The sequence below is a fragment of the Massilia sp. Masssp93 genome (assembly GCF_059491295.1).
This window is the reverse complement of sequence record NZ_CP168502.1, coordinates 2,952,033-2,969,071: the sequence shown is the minus strand read 5'-3', so window position 1 is coordinate 2,969,071 and position 17,039 is coordinate 2,952,033. Positions and strand designations below refer to the sequence as shown.

At 68.0% G+C, this 17,039-nt stretch carries 11 protein-coding genes; 7 read left to right on the top strand and 4 right to left on the bottom strand.

Annotation, left to right across the window (positions count from 1 at the left end):
* Positions 1 to 63 precede the first annotated feature (63 nt).
* Entirely contained in the window at positions 64 to 1,197 is a 1,134-nt protein-coding gene (locus tag ACEN9Q_RS12210) for an endo-1,4-beta-xylanase (protein ID WP_495628608.1), read from the bottom strand.
* A gap of 52 nt (positions 1,198 to 1,249) precedes the next feature.
* Positions 1,250 to 3,463, bottom strand: coding sequence for an alpha-glucuronidase family glycosyl hydrolase (locus ACEN9Q_RS12205; protein ID WP_495628607.1), 2,214 nt, complete (start codon positions 3,461 to 3,463; stop codon positions 1,250 to 1,252).
* Positions 3,464 to 3,644: 181 nt separating this feature from the next.
* On the opposite strand from ACEN9Q_RS12205, the gene ACEN9Q_RS12200 reads away from it, so the two are divergent.
* The 7 genes from ACEN9Q_RS12200 to ACEN9Q_RS12170 all read left to right on the top strand — a co-directional run bounded on the left by ACEN9Q_RS12200 (position 3,645) and on the right by ACEN9Q_RS12170 (position 14,297).
* Complete coding sequence (locus ACEN9Q_RS12200; RefSeq protein WP_056444116.1) at positions 3,645 to 4,757, top strand: LacI family DNA-binding transcriptional regulator; 1,113 nt, start codon at positions 3,645 to 3,647, stop codon at positions 4,755 to 4,757.
* Positions 4,758 to 5,098: 341 nt separating this feature from the next.
* Positions 5,099 to 7,489: a glycoside hydrolase family 3 N-terminal domain-containing protein gene (locus ACEN9Q_RS12195; RefSeq protein WP_495628606.1), complete on the top strand. Its 2,391-nt coding sequence runs from the start codon at positions 5,099 to 5,101 to the stop codon at positions 7,487 to 7,489.
* 16 nt (positions 7,490 to 7,505) lie between these two features.
* Entirely contained in the window at positions 7,506 to 8,690 is a 1,185-nt protein-coding gene (locus ACEN9Q_RS12190; protein WP_495628605.1) for a fumarylacetoacetate hydrolase family protein, read from the top strand.
* Between the two features lie 21 nt (positions 8,691 to 8,711).
* Positions 8,712 to 9,500, top strand: coding sequence for a D-xylose 1-dehydrogenase (gene xylB, locus ACEN9Q_RS12185; protein WP_495628604.1), 789 nt, complete (start codon positions 8,712 to 8,714; stop codon positions 9,498 to 9,500).
* Positions 9,497 to 10,378, top strand: coding sequence for an SMP-30/gluconolactonase/LRE family protein (locus ACEN9Q_RS12180; protein ID WP_495628603.1), 882 nt, complete (start codon positions 9,497 to 9,499; stop codon positions 10,376 to 10,378). Before xylB ends, ACEN9Q_RS12180 begins: the two co-directional genes overlap by 4 nt.
* A 6-nt stretch (positions 10,379 to 10,384) precedes the next feature.
* Entirely contained in the window at positions 10,385 to 12,169 is a 1,785-nt protein-coding gene (locus ACEN9Q_RS12175; protein WP_056444132.1) for an IlvD/Edd family dehydratase, read from the top strand.
* Positions 12,170 to 12,227: 58 nt separating this feature from the next.
* Entirely contained in the window at positions 12,228 to 14,297 is a 2,070-nt protein-coding gene (locus ACEN9Q_RS12170; protein ID WP_495628602.1) for a glycoside hydrolase family 2 protein, read from the top strand.
* Here the strand turns inward: ACEN9Q_RS12170 and ACEN9Q_RS12165 are convergent.
* Positions 14,291 to 14,920, bottom strand: a complete 630-nt coding sequence (locus ACEN9Q_RS12165; protein WP_495628601.1) for an NF038129 family PEP-CTERM protein — start codon at positions 14,918 to 14,920, stop codon at positions 14,291 to 14,293. The two genes, ACEN9Q_RS12170 and ACEN9Q_RS12165, sit on opposite strands and share 7 nt — an antisense overlap.
* 16 nt (positions 14,921 to 14,936) lie before the next feature.
* Positions 14,937 to 17,036, bottom strand: a complete 2,100-nt coding sequence (locus ACEN9Q_RS12160; RefSeq protein WP_495628600.1) for a rhamnogalacturonan acetylesterase — start codon at positions 17,034 to 17,036, stop codon at positions 14,937 to 14,939.
* Positions 17,037 to 17,039: the final 3 nt, after the last annotated feature.

The following is a 17,039-nucleotide window of genomic DNA, read 5'->3' as shown; positions in this document are numbered from 1 at the left end:
GGATCGGCCGGCGCACCAATCACTTGTTTGTGCCGACCGATCCCAAAACCGATATCGCGCCGCTCAGGCCCGGCGCGCCGGCGCCGCCTTGATCGCGTCGATGATGGCCTGGCGCATCGGCTTGGCCTTGAGGTGGTCGTCGAACGGCGTCGGGCGCATCGGCAGCTTGTCCTTGCGCGGCGCCTCGTCCCAGGTCTGGAGCCAGCTGACGTTGTCGGCCAGGCCCCACACGAGGATGTCGCGCAGGCGCGGGTAGGACAGCGTCACGTCCAGGTAGTCGCGGGTCGCGGCGGCCACGCCGGCGTCGCGTTTGGCGATGTCGCCCGGCAGGCGGCGGTCGTTCACGTCCAGCTCCGTGATCAGGAGGTCGTAGCCCATCGCGCTCGCCTCGTCGAGGAATTTGCGCCATTCCACGAGGTCCGCACGGCCGCGGTCCGTTTCATCCCACGAGCCGATGTGGCTCTGCAAGCCCAGCGCGCCCACCGGCGTGCCGCGCTTTTTCAGTTCGGCGAGCAGGGACAGGACGCCCGCGCGATGGCGCGCGCTGCCGGCGTCGCCGCGCATGTAGTCGTTGTAGACCAGCTGCGCCTGCGGCGCGTATTCGCGCGCCAGGCGGAATGCCAGGTCGATCTGTTCGACGGCGCCCAGCGGCCGCGTGAGCGCGTTCTGGCGCAGCTTGCCGTCGGCCGGGTCGACGGCTTCGTTGACGACGTCCCAGCTCTTGATCGCCTTGCCGAAGTGGCCGCACACGGTGCTCACATGCGTGCGCATCAGCTGCTCGACGGCCTTGCCCGGCTGGGCGCCGAAGTTCTGCTTGGCGACCCACGCCGGCAGCCATTTTTCCGCCTGCCAGAACAGGTTGTGGCCGCGTACGGCGATGCCCTTGTCCTTCGCCCACGCGATCACGTCGTCGGCCGGGCCGAAGTTCGGCTTGCCCGGCGCCGGCTCCACGGCCTGCCACTTCATCTCGTTTTCCAGGACGATCAGGTTGCATTCGCGTTCGACGAGGGCGCGGTAGGCCGGGTCGCCGAACTGGTTGCGTCCGTGGCTGATGGCGGTGCCGAAGCGCATGCCCTTGCGCGCGGCGGCGTCCTTCAGCGTCTCGCCCGCCGGCCCCTGCGCGCGCGCGAGGGGCGCCGCGGACGGCAGCAGGGCGGCGCCGGCGAGCGCCTTGATGATCTCTCGTCTCGATGTCATTGTGTGTAGTCCTTCTGTTTTGTGTGGTGGTATGACGGTGGCAATTGCGTGTCTATCCGTGGCCGGGCGCGAACGGGAATTCGAGCTTGCGGTAATAGTCGAGCGATTGCGCCGGCGCACGCACGCCGGCCGGCAGCGGCAGGCCGGACTGGTGCTGGAAGTAGGCGATGCACGCGTCGCGCCACCACTGCGCTTCGCGGCGCTGCTGGGCCAGGCGCTGGGCGACGTCGGCGAAGCGGCGCGCGTCGACGAACGGGCGCAGGCGCTGCCACTCGGCCTGCATCGCATCCACCTCGGCCACGCCGTGGTCGTAGCGTGCGACCAGCTCGTCCCACAGGGTGCGGCCGGACGGCATGCGGTAGTCCCACGGCAGGTGGTGGAACCACAGCAGCAGTTCGGGCGGCGTCGTGGCCGGGTCGGCGAAGCGGCGCGCGACTTCCGGCGCATACTGGGCCACGGCATTGCTGCCCGTGGCCGTGCGGTCGAAGCCGATGCCGTCCTTGCCCGCACGGTGGTAATACACGGGGTTCCAGTCCGCCCGCGCCAGGTCGTCGACCCACGGCGCGGGGCCGTAGTGGTGGCCGGTGCCCATCATGTGGTGCAGGCCGAGGGGCGTCATGTAGTCGACGGCCGCTTCGCGCGACCGCATCATCATGTCGACGACCGGATCGACCACGCGCGCGTCCGGCGCGAACGTCTGGCCGGCCCATTCGCGCGCGATGGCGCGGCTGTCGAGGTCCGGGTTCCAGGCGAGGCGGCCGTAGGCGTACCAGTTGGCCTGGTCGAACGTGGAGCCCGTCCAGTTACGGCTGCTGCCGATGTTCGCGACGCCGGCGATGCCGCCCACGCGGCCGGCCTGTGCGCCTTCCAGCACGCGCGCGACCGTCATCGGCTTGTTGCCGGCGCGGGTGTCGAAGCGCAGCGTTTCCTGGAACAGGGCGCCGAGATAGACGAGGTGCGTGGCGAAGCCGAGGTATTCCTTCGTCACCTGGAATTCCATCATCAGCGGCGTGGCCGGCATGGCGCCGAACAGCGGGTGCGCCGGTTCGCGCGGCTGGAAGTCGATGGCGCCGTTCTTCACCTGCACGAGCACGTTCCTGTCGAACTTCCCGTCCAGCGGCTTGAACTGGTCGTAGGCCTGCGCGGCGCGGTCGCTGACCTGGTTCGGTTGCGCCGGCGGGCTGTAGACGAAGGCGCGCCACATGACGATGCCCTTGTGCGGCGCGAGGGCGCGCGCCAGCATGTTGGCGCCGTCCGCGTGGTTGCGGCCATAGTCCTGCGGGCCGGGCTGGCCCTCCGAATTGGCCTTGACGAGGAAACCGCCGAAGTCGGGAATGCTGCGGTAGATCTCGTCGGCCTTGCGCGCCCACCAGGCGGCGACCGCCGGATCGAGCGGGTCGGCCGTCTTCGTCTCCTTGAGTTCCAGCGGCGTCGACCAGCGCACCGACAGGTACACGCGGATGCCGTATGGCCGCAGCACGTCGGCGATGGCGGCCGTCTTGGCGATGAACGCGGGGCTCAATACCTCCGCCTTCGCGTTGACGTTGTTCAGGACCGTGCCGTTGATGCCCAGCGACGCGTTGGCGCGCGCGTAATCGGTGTAGCGCGGGTCGACGATGTTGGGGAGCTCCCACCAGTTCCAGATCGATTCGCCCGCGTAGCCGCGTTCGACGGTGCGGTCCAGATTGTCCCAGTGGTCCAGCACACGCAGCGGCAACGCCGGCTTGTCGACGAGCGCGATACGGGCCGGTGCGACGCCGAGCTGCAACTGGCGCAGCCATGCGAAGCTGCCGTACAGGAGGCCGATGTCCGTGTTGGCGGCGACCAGGGTGACGGGGGCGCCTCCGATGTGCGCCGGGCGCACGACATAGCCTTCGGCGCCGAGCGTGGCGAGCTCGCGGCGCACCGCGTCCGCCTCGCGCAGGCCAGCCGGCAGGGCGGCGCGGGCGAGGACGATGGCGCCGGCACGCGGCTGCGTGGCGGACGGTATCGCGTCCTGCGCGCGCCCGAGCAGGCCCGCCAGGCCGCGCCGCAGTTCGTTCGCCGCCGCGTGGACGGTCGGGGCGTCGTCCGCCGCGACGATGCCGGTGGCGGACGCCGCCAGCGCGGCCTGCGCGGCGGGGGGAAGGGGGCGGTAACGCAGCCACAGGTCGTAGCCGTCTTCGTCGGCGGCATGGGCGAGGTGGGCGCAGGGCAGCCCGAGGAGGGCGGTCAGCGCGAGCGCCGCCGTCAGCCATGCGCGGGCATGGCGCAGGAAATGCTGCATCGTAGTCTCCGTTGTATTTATGGTTGCCGGATGCGGCGGCCCGTCCGGCGCAAGAATGTTAGCGCAAACTTTCGAAATGGGAAATCGATTTCTGGGTGTTTACGTCTATCTTTACAGCTATCCTTGCGTGCCCGTGAAGTGTTAAGATAGCGCAAACAAAAGGATGGGGAACCGGGAGAACATGACCAAAGCCAAAGTAGAGTCCGTCCAGGAAGAGGCGGAACGCCGGGGTCAGCCGACGATGGCCGACGTGGCCAAGCTCGCCGGCGTGTCCGCGATGACGGTGTCGCGCGTCATGAACGGCAAGGGCCTCGTGCGCGAAAGCACGCGGCGCAAGGTCGCGGAAGCCGTGGCTGCGCTGAACTACACGCCGAACCAGGAAGCGCGCAATCTCGCCGGTTCCAAGCCGATCCGCGTCGGCTTCTTGTACAGTAACCCGAGCGCGGCCTACCTGAGCGAGTTCCTCGTCGGCCTGCTGAGCCAGTCCGGCCTGAACAACGTCCAGCTGTTCGTCGAAAAATGCGAGGCCGGCGAGCACGAGGCGGAGCAGACCCGGCGCCTCGTCGAGAATGGCCTGGACGGCATCATCCTGCCGCCGCCCCTGTGCGACAGCGAAGAGGTGCTTGCCGCCATCGCGGACGCGAACATCCCCGCCGTCGTGGTGGCCTGCGGCCTGCCGGACAGCCGCGTCGGCGCCGTCAGCATCGACGACTTCGAGGCGGCCCACGCGATGACGCGCCACATGATCAACCTGGGGCACCACCGCATCGGCTTCGTCGTCGGCCATCCGAACCAGACGGCCAGCGCGCGCCGCCTCGAAGGCTATCGCGCGGCGATCGCGGAGCAGGGCGCGGACGCGTCCGAAGAGCTCATCGTGCAGGGCATGTTCACCTACCGCTCCGGCCTCGACGCCGCGGAACACCTGCTGGCGCTGGAAGAGCGCCCCACCGCCATCTTCGCCAGCAACGACGACATGGCGGCGGCCGCCGTCGCCGTCGCGCACCGCCTGGGGCTCGACGTGCCGGGCGACCTCACCGTCACCGGCTTCGACGACACGGCCCTGGCCACCACCATCTGGCCGGAGCTGACGACGGTGCGCCAGCCCATCGCCGGCATGGCGCGCGAAGCCGTGCAGTCGCTCGTGCGCCGGGTGCGCGCGCTGCGCGAAGGCGAGGCCGCGGAGCCGGAACAGGTGCGCATGGACTTCGAGCTGGTGCGCCGCCAGTCCGACGCCGCGCCGCGCACCCGCCCGTCGGCGCTGTTGCCGCTGGCCGCCGGCAAGCGCGCCGGCTGATTTTCCGGGCCGGCGGCGCCGGCCCGTCTCCTTCATCACCCATCCCGCATGATGCGCGGCGCCCGCTCGGGCATTGCCGCTTGTTCACGCTAACATCCCGTTTCGCCGCATTCCCACCCGATTCTGCCATCGCGCGGGTCCCCGGGCGCCTGTATTGCACCCGTCACGTCGCCTCTGGCGGACATCTTCCGAATAATTGATTGACAAGGCCTAAATTTGCCGATTAGACTGGAATGGTTGCGGTAACATTTCTGTTATTGGAATGTTGAGCGCATGCCAGGCAAACCAGTCCGCCGGCGCCGACGGCGGCACCTACAAAAACAAGCAGGAGACACAAGTCGATGGGTATCAAACGCAGGGAGTTTCTGGCCACCGTGGGCGGTGCGGCCGGCATGGCCGTCGTGCCGGGCGCGATGGCGGCGAAGGCCGTGAAGGGTGGCGCGGCGGTGTACAAGCAGGCAGGCGCGCCCGTCGCGGCGCGCGTGGAGGATCTGCTGGGGCGCATGACGCTCGACGAAAAGATCGCGCAGATGCAGTGCGTGTGGCTGACCAAGAAGGACCTGCAGAATCCCGACACGAGTTTTTCGCACGAGAAGGCGAGCCGCGTGCACCCGAACGGCATGGGCATGTTCGCGCGCCCGTCCGACCGCCAGGTCGGCGCCGACAACAACGCCGGCAACTCCGGCGCCGTCGGCAACCGCGGTCCGAAGGAAACGGCGGAATACGTGAACGCCGTGCAGAAGTGGGCGCTGGAACAGACGCGCCTGGGCATCCCCGCCTTCATGCACGAGGAATCGCTGCACGGCTACGTGGCGCCGGAGGCGACCAGCTTCCCGCAGGCGATCGGCCTGGCCTCCACGTTCGACCCGGAGCTGGTGCAGCAGATCTTCTCGTTCGCCGCGAAGGAAATGCGCGCGCGCGGCGCCAACCTGGCGCTGGCCCCGGTCGTCGACGTGGCGCGCGAGCCGCGCTGGGGCCGCATCGAGGAGACCTATGGCGAAGATCCGCACGTGTGCGGCACCATGGGCAAGGCCGCCGTGCTGGGCTTCTCCGGCGACACGCTGCCGCTGGCCAAGGATAAGGTCTACGCCACGCTGAAGCACATGACGGGTCACGGCCAGCCGGAAAGCGGCACCAACATCGGCCCGGCGAACGTGGGCGAGCGCGCGCTGCGCGAGGACTTCTTCCCGCCGTTCGAAAAGATTATCAAGGAAACGAAGATCGCGGCCGTGATGCCGTCGTATAACGAGATCGACGGCATCCCGTCGCACGCCAACCGCTGGCTGCTGACGGACGTGTTGCGCAAGGAATGGGGCTTCCAGGGCCTGACCGTGTCCGACTACATGGCCATCGCCGAACTGGGCAGCCGCCACCACCTGGTCGCGTCCGTGCAGGAAGCGGGCCTGCGCGCGTTCAAGGCGGGCGTCGATATCGAGACGCCGGACCCCGCGGGCTACGCGGCGCTGGCGCAACTGGTCAAGGAAGGCAAGATCACGGAACGCGAGATCGACACGGTGGTGCGCCGCATCCTGCGCCTGAAGTTCGAGGCCGGCCTGTTCGAGAATCCGTACGCGGACGCCGCCCAGGCCGACGCCCGCACGGCAACGCCGGAAGCCATCGCGCTCGCGCGCAAGGCCGCCCAGCGCACCGCCGTGCTGCTGAAGAACGACCAGGGACTGCTGCCGCTGGCGCCGCAGAAGGTCGGCAGGCTGCTGCTGGTCGGCACGCACGCGAAGGACACGCCGATCGGCGGCTATTCGGACAAGCCGCGCCACGTCGTCTCGGTCTACGAGGCGTTGCAGAAAGAGGCGCAGGCCCACGGCTTCCCGCTGGCGTATGCCGAAGGCGTGCGCCTGACGGAAGGCCACGTGTGGGGCCAGGACGAGATCGTGTGGACCAAGCCCGAAGTCAACGCGCGCCTGATCGCCGAGGCGGTGGAAGCGGCGAAATCGGCCGACACCATCGTCATGGTCCTGGGCGACAACGAACAGACGGCGCGCGAGGCCTGGGCCGACAACCACCTGGGCGACCGCACCACGCTCGACCTGATCGGCCAGCAGAACGACCTGGCGCGCGCCATCTTCGCGCTGAACAAGCCGACCGTCGTGCTGCTGCTGAACGGCCGTCCGCTGTCCGTGAACCTGCTGGCCGAGCGCGCGGGCGCGCTGCTGGAATGCTGGTACATGGGACAGGAGACCGGCAATGCCGTCGCCGACCTGATCTTCGGCCGCGTGAGCCCGGGCGGCAAGCTGCCCGTGACCATCGCGCGCGACGTCGGCCAGCTGCCCATGTTCTACAACCGCAAGCCGAGCAGCCGCCGCGGCTACATCGACGACGTGACGACGCCGCTGTACCCGTTCGGCTACGGCCTGTCGTACACGCGCTTCGAGATTTCCGCGCCGCGCCTGGAGAAGGAGCGGATCGCGGCCAGCGGCAGCACCCGCGTGCAGGTCGACGTGCACAACACCGGCGCGGTCCGCGGCGACGAAGTCGTGCAGATGTATATCCGCGACGACGTCAGCTCGGTCACCCGCCCGCTGCTGGAACTGAAGGGCTTCCAGCGCGTGACGCTCGAACCGGGCGAAAAGCGCACGGTTACGTTCGACATCAAGCCTTCCGACCTGTGGTTCTACAACGCCGACATGAAACGCGTCGTGGAACCGGGGACGTTCACCATTTTCGCAGGACCGAACAGCGCCGACCTGAAAAAAACGACGCTGACGGTGGCATAAACCTAGAGAGAACAACATGACAGCTATCCAAGCCAATCCGCTGCCCCAGGACCTCGACCAGGCCCTGATGGTCGGCCGCGTCTGGCGCGCCGCCCAGAACGACAACGGCATCGCGGGACCCGCCGTGGTCGCCGTGCGCAAGGGCCGCGTGGTCGACATCACCCGCCATGTCCCGACCGTGTCCGAACTGCTCGAGCGCGACGATCTCGTCGCCATCGTGCGCGGCGCGGAGGGCGAGGACCTGGGCGACGTGAACGCGCTGGTCGCGGCCGCGCTGCAGGGCGACGACGGCGCACCCGTGCGCCTGCTGGCGCCGTGCGACCTGCAGGCGATCAAGGCCTGCGGCGTGACGTTCGCCGTCAGCCTGCTGGAGCGGGTGATCGAGGAACAGGCCAAGGGCGACCCGGCCCGCGCCAATGCGCTGCGCGCGCAACTGCAGGCGACGATCGGCACCAACCTGTCGGAGCTGGAACCGGGCGGCGAGGCCGCGATGCGCCTGAAGGCCGAACTGTCGGAACGCGGCCTGTGGTCGCAGTACATGGAAGTGGGCATCGGCCCGGACGCCGAAGTGTTCACCAAGTCGCAGCCGATGTCGGCGGTCGGCCACGGCGCGGCCGTCGGCCTGCATCCGAGTTCGCACTGGAACAACCCGGAACCGGAAATCGTCCTGGCCGTGAACAGCCGCGCGCAAGTGGTCGGCGCCACGCTGGGCAACGACGTCAACCTGCGCGACATCGAAGGCCGCAGCGCGCTGCTGCTCGGTAAAGCGAAGGACAACAACGGTTCCTGCGCCATCGGCCCGTTCATCCGCCTGTTCGACGGCGATTTCGATATCGACACGCTGCGCGGCGCGGAAGTGCGCATGCTGATCGAGGGCGTCGACGACGGCTTCGAGCTGGAAGGCCGCAGCTTCATGCGCGAGATCAGCCGCGACCCGCTCGACCTGGTCAGCCAGACGTGCGGCAAGCACCACCAGTACCCGGACGGCTTCATGCTCTTCCTCGGCACGATGTTCTCGCCGATCAAGGACCGCGATGCGCAAGGCGGCGGCTTCACCCACCACCCGGGCGACCGCGTGAGTATCTCCACGCCGTCGCTGGGGACCCTGGTCAACACCGTCCACCGCAGCGACGCGATCGCACCGTGGACCTTCGGCGTGCGCGCGCTGTACGCCAACCTGGCCCAACGCGGCCTGCTTTGAACCGAATATAACGAGAACTACATGTCTGAACAAAACCAAGCATTCGTCTACGCGACGTACCCGGACCTCGCCGACAAGCGGGTCGTGATCACCGGCGGCGGCAGCGGCATCGGCAGCGAACTGACGACGGCGTTCGCCGGCCAGGGCGCCCGCGTGTACTTCCTCGACATCGCCGAGGAAGCGTCGCGCACGCTGGAAGCCGCGCTGGCGAACTCGCGCCACGCGCCGACCTTCATCAAGTGCGACCTGACCAATATCGACGAGCTGAAGGCCACCTTCGCCCGCATCGAGAAAGAGGCGGGCGGCGTCGACATCCTGCTCAACAACGCCGCCAACGACGACCGCCACGACATCGAGAACGTGACGCCGGCGTACTGGGAAAGCCGCATGAACGTGAACCTGCGCCACCAGTACTTCTGCGCGCAGGCCGTGATCCCGGGCATGAAGGAACGCAAGTACGGCGTGCTGCTGAACTTCGGTTCGATTTCGTGGCACCTGCCGCACACCCAGCTGGGCCTGTACATGATGGCGAAGGCCGCCATCGAAGGCATGACCCGCAGCCAGGCGCGCGAATTCGGCCCGCACGGCATCCGCGCCAACACGGTGGTGCCGGGCGCCGTCGTGACGCCGCGCCAGAAGGCGCTGTGGCACAACCCGGACGAAGAGGCCCGCATCCTGGCCGGCCAGTGCATCCCCGAGCGCGTGGAAATGGAAGACGTGGCCGCGCTGGCGCTGTTCCTGGCATCGAACAACGCGCGCCACATCAGCGGCCGCGAATACTTCGTCGACGCGGGCTGGTACGGCGCATGAGCAGCATCGCCACCGTACCCACGCCGCTGTGGGAAGTCGAGGCCACGCTGGGCGAGGGCGTCCTGTGGGATGCCGACCACCAGCTGGTCTGGTTCGTCGACATCAAGGGCCGCCGCCTGCACTGCTGCGCGCCGGACGGCAGCGCGCGCCGCAGCTGGGCGGCGCCCGGCCAGGTGAGCTTCGTCGTGCGCGCCGACGACGGCGGCCTCGTTGTCTCGCTCGAGGACGGCCTGTACCGCTTCATCGAAGCGAGCGGCGAATTCGTCCCGTTCGCGAAGGTCGAGGCCGACGTGCCCGGCAACCGCTTCAACGACGGCCACGTGGACGCGCAGGGCCGCCTGTGGTTCGGTTCGATGGACGACGGCGAGGCCGAGCCGACCGGCGTGCTGTACCGCTTCGACGGCAAGCACGTCGTGCGCATGGACGACGGCTACATCATCACCAACGGCCCGGCCGTGAGCCCGGACGGGCGCACGCTGTATCACACCGACACGCTGGACAAACGGGTGTATGCTTTCGATCTCGCGCTTGATGGCAGCCTGTCGAACAAGCGCCTGTTCGCGGACATCACGGACGGCGGCCATCCGGACGGGATGGCGGTCGACGCCGACGGCCACGTATGGATCGCGGTGTTCGGCGGCTGGCGCATCGAGCGCCGCGACGCCGCCGGCCGCAAGGTCGGGGAAGTGCGCTTCCCGTGCTCGAACATCACCAAGCTGGCCTTCGCCGGCGACGACCTGCGCACCGTGTACGCGACGTCGGCGCGCAAGGGCCTGTCGGCCGAGGCACTGGCCCAGCAGCCGCTCGCGGGCGCGCTGTTCACCTTCCGCGCCGAGACGGCCGGATTGCCGCACCACGTGCTGGCGCTGCAGGAGTAATACGGAATGACACAACAGAACAGCAAACCGAAGCGCTTCCGGTCGCAGGACTGGTTCGACAACGAGGAGCGCATCGACATGACGGCGCTGTACCTCGAGCGCTTCATGAACTACGGGATCACGCCCGAGGAACTCCGCTCCGGCAAGCCGATCATCGGCATCGCCCAGAGCGGCAGCGACATCTCGCCCTGCAACCGCATCCACCTCGACCTCGCCAAGCGCGTGCGCGACGGCATCCGCGACGCCGGCGGCATCCCGATGGAATTCCCGCTGCACCCGATCTTCGAGAACTGCCGCCGCCCGACCGCGGCGCTGGACCGCAACCTCGCGTACCTGGGCCTGGTCGAGATCCTGCACGGCTACCCGATCGACGCCGTCGTGCTGACGACCGGCTGCGACAAGACGACGCCGGCCCAGCTGATGGCCGCCGCCACCGTCGACATCCCCGCCATCGTGCTGTCCGGCGGTCCGATGCTGGACGGCTGGTTCGAGGGTGAACTGGTCGGCTCCGGCGCCGCGATCTGGAAGGGCCGCCGCCGTCTGGCCGCGGGCGAGATCGACGAGAAAAAATTCATCGACATCGCGACCGCGTCGGCGCCATCCGCCGGCCACTGCAACACGATGGGCACGGCGTCGACGATGAACGCCGTCGCGGAAGCGCTGGGCATGTCGCTGACCGGCTGCTCGGCCATTCCGGCGCCGTACCGCGAGCGCGGCCAGATGGCGTATGAAACGGGCAAGCGCATCGTCGGCATGGCGTTCGAAGACCTGCGCCCGTCGCAGATCCTCACGCGCGAGGCGTTCATCGACGCCATCGTCGTCAACGCCGCGATCGGCGGTTCCAGCAACGCCCAGCCGCACATCGTCGCGATGGCGCGCCACGCCGGCGTCGAGATCACGACCGAAGACTGGATGGAATACGGCTACGACGTGCCGCTGCTGCTGAACATGCAGCCGGCCGGCAAATACCTCGGCGAGCGTTACCACCGCGCCGGCGGCACGCCCGCCATCATGTGGGAACTGGAGCAGAAGGGCATGCTGCGCTCGCAGCGCCCGACCGTCACCGGCAGGACGATGGCCGAGAACCTCGTCGGCCGCGAGAGCATCGACCGCGAGATGATCTACCCGTTCGACGCGCCGCTGAAGGAAAAGGCCGGCTTCATGGTCCTCAAGGGCAACCTGTTCGACTTCGCGATCATGAAGACGAGCGTGATCTCGGAATCGTTCCGCCAGCGCTACCTGTCGGAACCGGGGTCGGAAAACGCGTTCGAATGCAAGGTCGTCGTGTTCGACGGTTCGGACGATTACCACCACCGCATCAACGATCCGGCCCTGAACATCGACGAGCGCACGATGCTCGTGATCCGCGGTTCCGGCCCGGTGGGCTGGCCCGGTTCGGCGGAAGTCGTCAACATGCAGCCGCCCGATGCGCTGATCAAGAAAGGCATCACGGCGCTGCCGACCCTGGGCGACGGCCGCCAGTCCGGCACGTCGGACAGCCCGTCGATCCTGAACGCGTCGCCGGAAAGCGCGGCGGGCGGCAACCTGGCGCTGCTGCGCACGGGCGACGTCGTGCGCGTGGATCTGAACACGGGCCGCTGCGACGTGCTGATCGCCGACGCCGAACTGGAAGCGCGCCGCAAGGACGCGCCGCCGGCGATCCCGCCGAACCAGACGCCGTGGCAGCAGATCTACCGCGCCACCGTCGGCCAGCTGCACACGGGCGCCTGCATGGAGCTCGCGCTGCCGTATCGCGGCGTCGGGCACGACATGCCGCGGCATAACCACTGATCGTCCTGTTCAACACCAGGGCCCGTTCGCGGGCCCTTTTTTTATATCGGATATTCGCATGCGCGCTTTCGCGATTCGCATCTGCCGGCTCCTCGCGCTGACGCTGGCCTGCACCTGGATGGCCGCCGCCCACGCGGCGGCACCGATCCCCGCCGCATCCCTGCGCGCCACGGTCGCGCTGGACGACGGCTGGGAATTCATCAAGGGCGACGCGCCGGACGCGGTCGCGCCGGCGCCGGGCAGCTGGACAAAGATAACGCTGCCCCACACGTTCAACGCGGACGACGGCACGACGCCGCATCCGTACCGCGGGCCCGGCTGGTATCGGCGCACGATCGTGGCACCGGCCGCCGGGGCGGGCCGCGTGTACCTGGAATTCGACGGCGCCGCGCTGACGACCGACGTGTGGCTGAACGGCGCGCACATCGGCCGCCATGAAGGCGGGTTCGCGCGCTTCCGCTTCGACGTCACGGCGCACCTGAAGCCGGGCGCCAACGCCTTGTCGGTGCGGGTCGACAACGCCCGCCAGCCGGACGTGGCGCCGCTCGGCGGCGACTACACGCTGTACGGCGGGCTGTATCGCAGCGTGCGGCTCGTGACGACGTCCGACGTCCACATCGACATGCTGGATGCCGGCGGGCCGGGCGTCTATTTCAGCACGCCGGACGTGACGGACAAGCAGGCCCGCCTGCACTGGCGCGCGCGCGTGGCCAACGAGCGCGCGCGGGCCGAGCGGGTGGTCGTGACGGCGCGCCTGCGCGACGCCGCGGGCGCCGTCGTGGCAACGGCGCGGCAGGCCGTCGCCGTGCCGGCGCACGGCGTCGCGCCGGTGGACATGGACGCCGTGCTGGCCGCGCCGCACCTGTGGCAGGGCGTCGACGATCCGTATCTGTACACGAGCGACGTGACCGTGGCGCGGGCCGGCGGCGGCGCGCCGCTCGACCGCGTGGACGACGAGGTCGGCGTGCGCACCGTGCGGCTCGACGCGGAGCGCGGCCTGTTGCTGAACGGCCGTCCGTACCGCGTCCACGGCGTCAACGTGCACCTGACCTGGGCGCCGGGCAAGGGCACGGCGGTGGCGGACGCGGACATCGATGCCGACTACCGCATCCTCGAAGACCTCGGCGTGACGGGCCTGCGCTTCGCCCACTACCAGCACAATGCGCACAGTTACGCGCTGGCCGACCGCAACGGCATCCTGGTGTGGACGGAGCTGCCGCTGACGTCGGAAGTCGGTGCAAGCGCGGCGTTCGCGGCCAACGCCGCCCAGCAGGCGCGCGAACTCGTGCGCCAGAACTTCAATCATCCGTCCGTGTTCGTCTGGGGACTCGGCAACGAGATCTACAAGGTGGACGACGTGAGCGGCCGCCTGCTCGACGCGATGCAGAAGCTCGTGCACGACGAGGACCCGAGCCGGCCGACCGTGTACGCGAACTGCTGCGTGCCGCTGGACGGACCGCAGGCGATGCACACGGATGCCATCGCGTCGAATGTGTATTTCGGCTGGTACGACAAGGAGTTCGCCGACCTCGCACCGTTCCTCGCGTCCAATCACGCACTGCGCCCGCACACGCCCGAGGCGCTGAGCGAATACGGTGCCGGTGCGAGTGCGCAGCAGCAGGAAGACCCGCCGCGCCGTCCTGTGGCCAACAGCCGCTGGCATCCGGAGCAGTACCAGGCCCTGTACCACGAAGCGGCGTGGCGCCAGATCGAGGCGGCGCCGTGGCTGTGGGCGACCTTCGTGTGGACGGGTTTCGATTTCGCGTCCAGCGGCCGCAACGAGGGCGCGGCGACCGGCATCAACGACAAGGGCCTGGTCAGCATGGACCGCCAGGTCAGGAAGGATGCGTATTACTGGTACCAGGCCAACTGGTCGAAGAAGCCGATGGTGTACATCACGTCGCGCCGGGCGGTGCGGCGCACCGTGGCCGACGTCGAGGTCAAGGTGTACAGCAACCAGCCGGGCGTGCGCCTGCGCGTGAACGGCGTCGACCTGGGCGAAAAGGCCGTCGACGGCCACATCGCGCGCTGGCAGGTGCGCCTGGCGCCGGGTGCGAACCGGATCGAGGCGCAGGCCGGCGCGCTGGCCGACGACGTCGAGTGGAACCTGGCGCCGGGCTCTCAGTGATGCCGGTTGAACGAACGCCGGCCGCGTACGAACCCCAGCATGCAGAGCGCGGTCAGCGCCAGCAGCGGTGAGGACGGCTCGGGCACTGCCGCAGCCTGGGTGACGTTCGCCAGTCCGGTCGGGGACGACGCCAGGACCGCGCCTGGAATACCGCCCAGCTGCGGTACGAGGACGAATTCCGCGAAACTGCCGGTGCCGCCGAGGTAGGCGGTGAGGTCGTCGTTGTAGAGCGTCGCGTCGAACTGCGATTCGTCGATATTTTCGGTGGTGGCGAAATCGCCGTCGAAGCGGACGTCGAAGCTGAACAGGCCGCCCAGGTCGACGAACTGGGTCAGGTAGTCGCCGCCGTTCTGGTTGCCCAGGACGATGCCGTCCGGGATGCCGCCGGTGGCGCCGGCCGTGCGGTCGAACGTCGCGCCGAAGGCGCCGCTGAAGTTGTTCAACACGGCGGTTGCCGGCGTCGCCCCGGCGTTGGCGAGGAAGGTGAAGTCCATCAGTCCGTGGCCGGCCAGGCCGGCCGTGTCGATGCTGACGTGATAAGTGGGAACGGCGTGGGCGGCATGGCTCGCGAGCAGGGCGAGCCCGCAGCAGCATTGCGCCAGGAGAGTCTTCAAATTGAACATGGTCCGCATCCTGATCTCAAAAAGTACCGGCAAATATCGTGTTCGTGTAACCGATCGCAATCTTGTTGGGATTGCTGTAGGTGAGCGGCACGGTGAACGAGGCGCCCGCGGCAATCGGCGTGCCCGTCATGGCGATATAAGGCGCCCCGTCGCGCACGCCGCTCGCATTGTCGAGCGTGACGCCTGCCGTGAGGTTGTCGAAGACCAGCTGGAACGGCCCGTCGAGCGTCGCGCCGCTGGTGTTGGTCAGCGTGATCGACGCGCTGTATTTGTTCGTGATACGGTTCCAGGCCAGGCCGGAACGCAGCAGCGAGAAACTGGACGTGGCGTCGACGACAGTGGGCGTCGACTGTTTGCTGGTCGCGCTGCCGGACACCGTCACACCGTAGACGGCAAGCGTTTTGCCGGTGACGCCAGCCGAATTCCACGGATAGACGCGGACATACAGGGTTGCCGCCGGGGGAACCTGAACGACGACGGGGTAGCTCAGTTTCGCCGTGAACGTATCCTTCACAAACGATAGCGGACTGGTATTCAGCCTGGTCGAACCGGAAAAGTCCGGATTCAGCGAATACTCGATGTCGGCCACCACGGTCGAACCGCCGCTGCTGGTGAGATAGGCGGAAATCGTGTCGACGGACAGTGTCGCCGTCCCGGCGTGGACGGCGAATTGCAGGTACTGGTTGTTGTCGCGCGTGGGGGAATTCGCCACGTAACGGGCGACCGTCGTGTCCTGCCCATCCACCGCGATGACCTTGGCCGTCGACGCCGCCAGTCCGTGCACGACGGCGTCGTCCGCGCTCACCAGGCCGTCCGTCGCCGGCGCCAATGCGAATCCGGCCTTGAACCAGCTGGCATACGAGGCGATGCCGCCGGCGGCCGATACGCCTTGTCCGTGCAGGGCGATGGTCGTGGGCAGGGCGGCGCCGCCGATCGCAAAGCTGACGCTGCCGCTGTAAATCCTTGCTTCGCTCGGGGTGAAACGGACATACAGCGCTTGTGTAAAAGCGCCATTCGTATAGTCGACGGTCACGTTGCGCGACCAGACGCTGTTATCGAGCGACAGGTCAAAATTGGCCGGGGCGGATATCGTCATCGTTCCCTGCGCCGGCATCAGGTCGAATGCGGACAGCGTGACCGTCCTGGTCGTCGGCATGCCCACGTAGCGCGTCGACCAGTCGAGCGTGCCGGGACTGGGAATGAGCGAGGTGACGGGCACCATATGGTTGGCAAGGATGTTCAGCCCCCGCATGCCTTCGACGGCGCGCTTGGCGATCAGGTTCGCAAAAAGCACTTGCGGGTGAGTGCTGTCGGCAGCGATGTACAGGTTTGCCGTCGCCGCCGCGTTGCCGTAGCTTTCGACGATCTTCTTGGTCTCGGCGGTGATGTCGACGAAAGCAACGCCATACCTGGTGGCGACCGCCTTCATCGCGGCGACATAATCGCCGCGCGCATAGGCCTCGTTTGCCGTGATACCGACATTGTGCTGGCCCTGCGGCGTGATCGTCGTGCCGCTGAAATATTTGCGCACGATCGGCGACATCAGAATCGGCGTCGCCCCTCTGGCGCGAACCTGCAGGACGTATTTCTTCAGGAACTGGTAATAAGAGTGCTCTGAAATATCGACGGTGGGATCGACCTTGTCCGGCCGGCCCGTACAGGCCTCGCCATTACTCGAGCCGTCGCTGCAGAACGCATAGGTGCCGAACTGGGCGTAGTCGCCCCCGGCTTTCTGGTCGTTGTGGGCAAACTGGATGATGACGTAATCGCCCGCGGCGATTTTCGGCAGGATGGCGGGCCAGCGCGTCGCCTCATAGTAGAAACTTCGCGAGCTGCGGCCGCCAAGGGCCCAATTGTCGACCTTGACGCCGGCGTCGAAAAACTGGGGCATCGCTTCGCCCCATCCCATTTGCGGACGGCGGTCTTCCGTATAGGCCGTCATGGTGGAGTCGCCCAGCATATGAATGGTCGGGACCGTCGACGCCGAGACCGAACCCATCGTCGATAACAGCCTGGTACCGCTCGCGGAGCCGTCGTCCCGGGCGCCCCCGCCGCATGCCACCAAACCGCTTGCGAGGACCAGCGTACCGATCCAGGCGGATAACAATCTTTTCATCTC

What these genes read in the sequence shown, in the direction of transcription:
- ACEN9Q_RS12210 (WP_495628608.1), bottom strand. Translation starts at nt 1,197, where the DNA reads ATGACATCGAGACGAGAGATCATCAAGGCGCTCGCCGGCGCCGCCCTG.
- ACEN9Q_RS12205 (WP_495628607.1), bottom strand. Translation starts at nt 3,463, where the DNA reads ATGCAGCATTTCCTGCGCCATGCCCGCGCATGGCTGACGGCGGCGCTC.
- ACEN9Q_RS12200 (WP_056444116.1), top strand. Translation starts at nt 3,645, where the DNA reads ATGACCAAAGCCAAAGTAGAGTCCGTCCAGGAAGAGGCGGAACGCCGG.
- ACEN9Q_RS12195 (WP_495628606.1), top strand. Translation starts at nt 5,099, where the DNA reads ATGGGTATCAAACGCAGGGAGTTTCTGGCCACCGTGGGCGGTGCGGCC.
- ACEN9Q_RS12190 (WP_495628605.1), top strand. Translation starts at nt 7,506, where the DNA reads ATGACAGCTATCCAAGCCAATCCGCTGCCCCAGGACCTCGACCAGGCC.
- xylB (WP_495628604.1), top strand. Translation starts at nt 8,712, where the DNA reads ATGTCTGAACAAAACCAAGCATTCGTCTACGCGACGTACCCGGACCTC.
- ACEN9Q_RS12180 (WP_495628603.1), top strand. Translation starts at nt 9,497, where the DNA reads ATGAGCAGCATCGCCACCGTACCCACGCCGCTGTGGGAAGTCGAGGCC.
- ACEN9Q_RS12175 (WP_056444132.1), top strand. Translation starts at nt 10,385, where the DNA reads ATGACACAACAGAACAGCAAACCGAAGCGCTTCCGGTCGCAGGACTGG.
- ACEN9Q_RS12170 (WP_495628602.1), top strand. Translation starts at nt 12,228, where the DNA reads ATGCGCGCTTTCGCGATTCGCATCTGCCGGCTCCTCGCGCTGACGCTG.
- ACEN9Q_RS12165 (WP_495628601.1), bottom strand. Translation starts at nt 14,920, where the DNA reads ATGTTCAATTTGAAGACTCTCCTGGCGCAATGCTGCTGCGGGCTCGCC.
- ACEN9Q_RS12160 (WP_495628600.1), bottom strand. Translation starts at nt 17,036, where the DNA reads ATGAAAAGATTGTTATCCGCCTGGATCGGTACGCTGGTCCTCGCAAGC.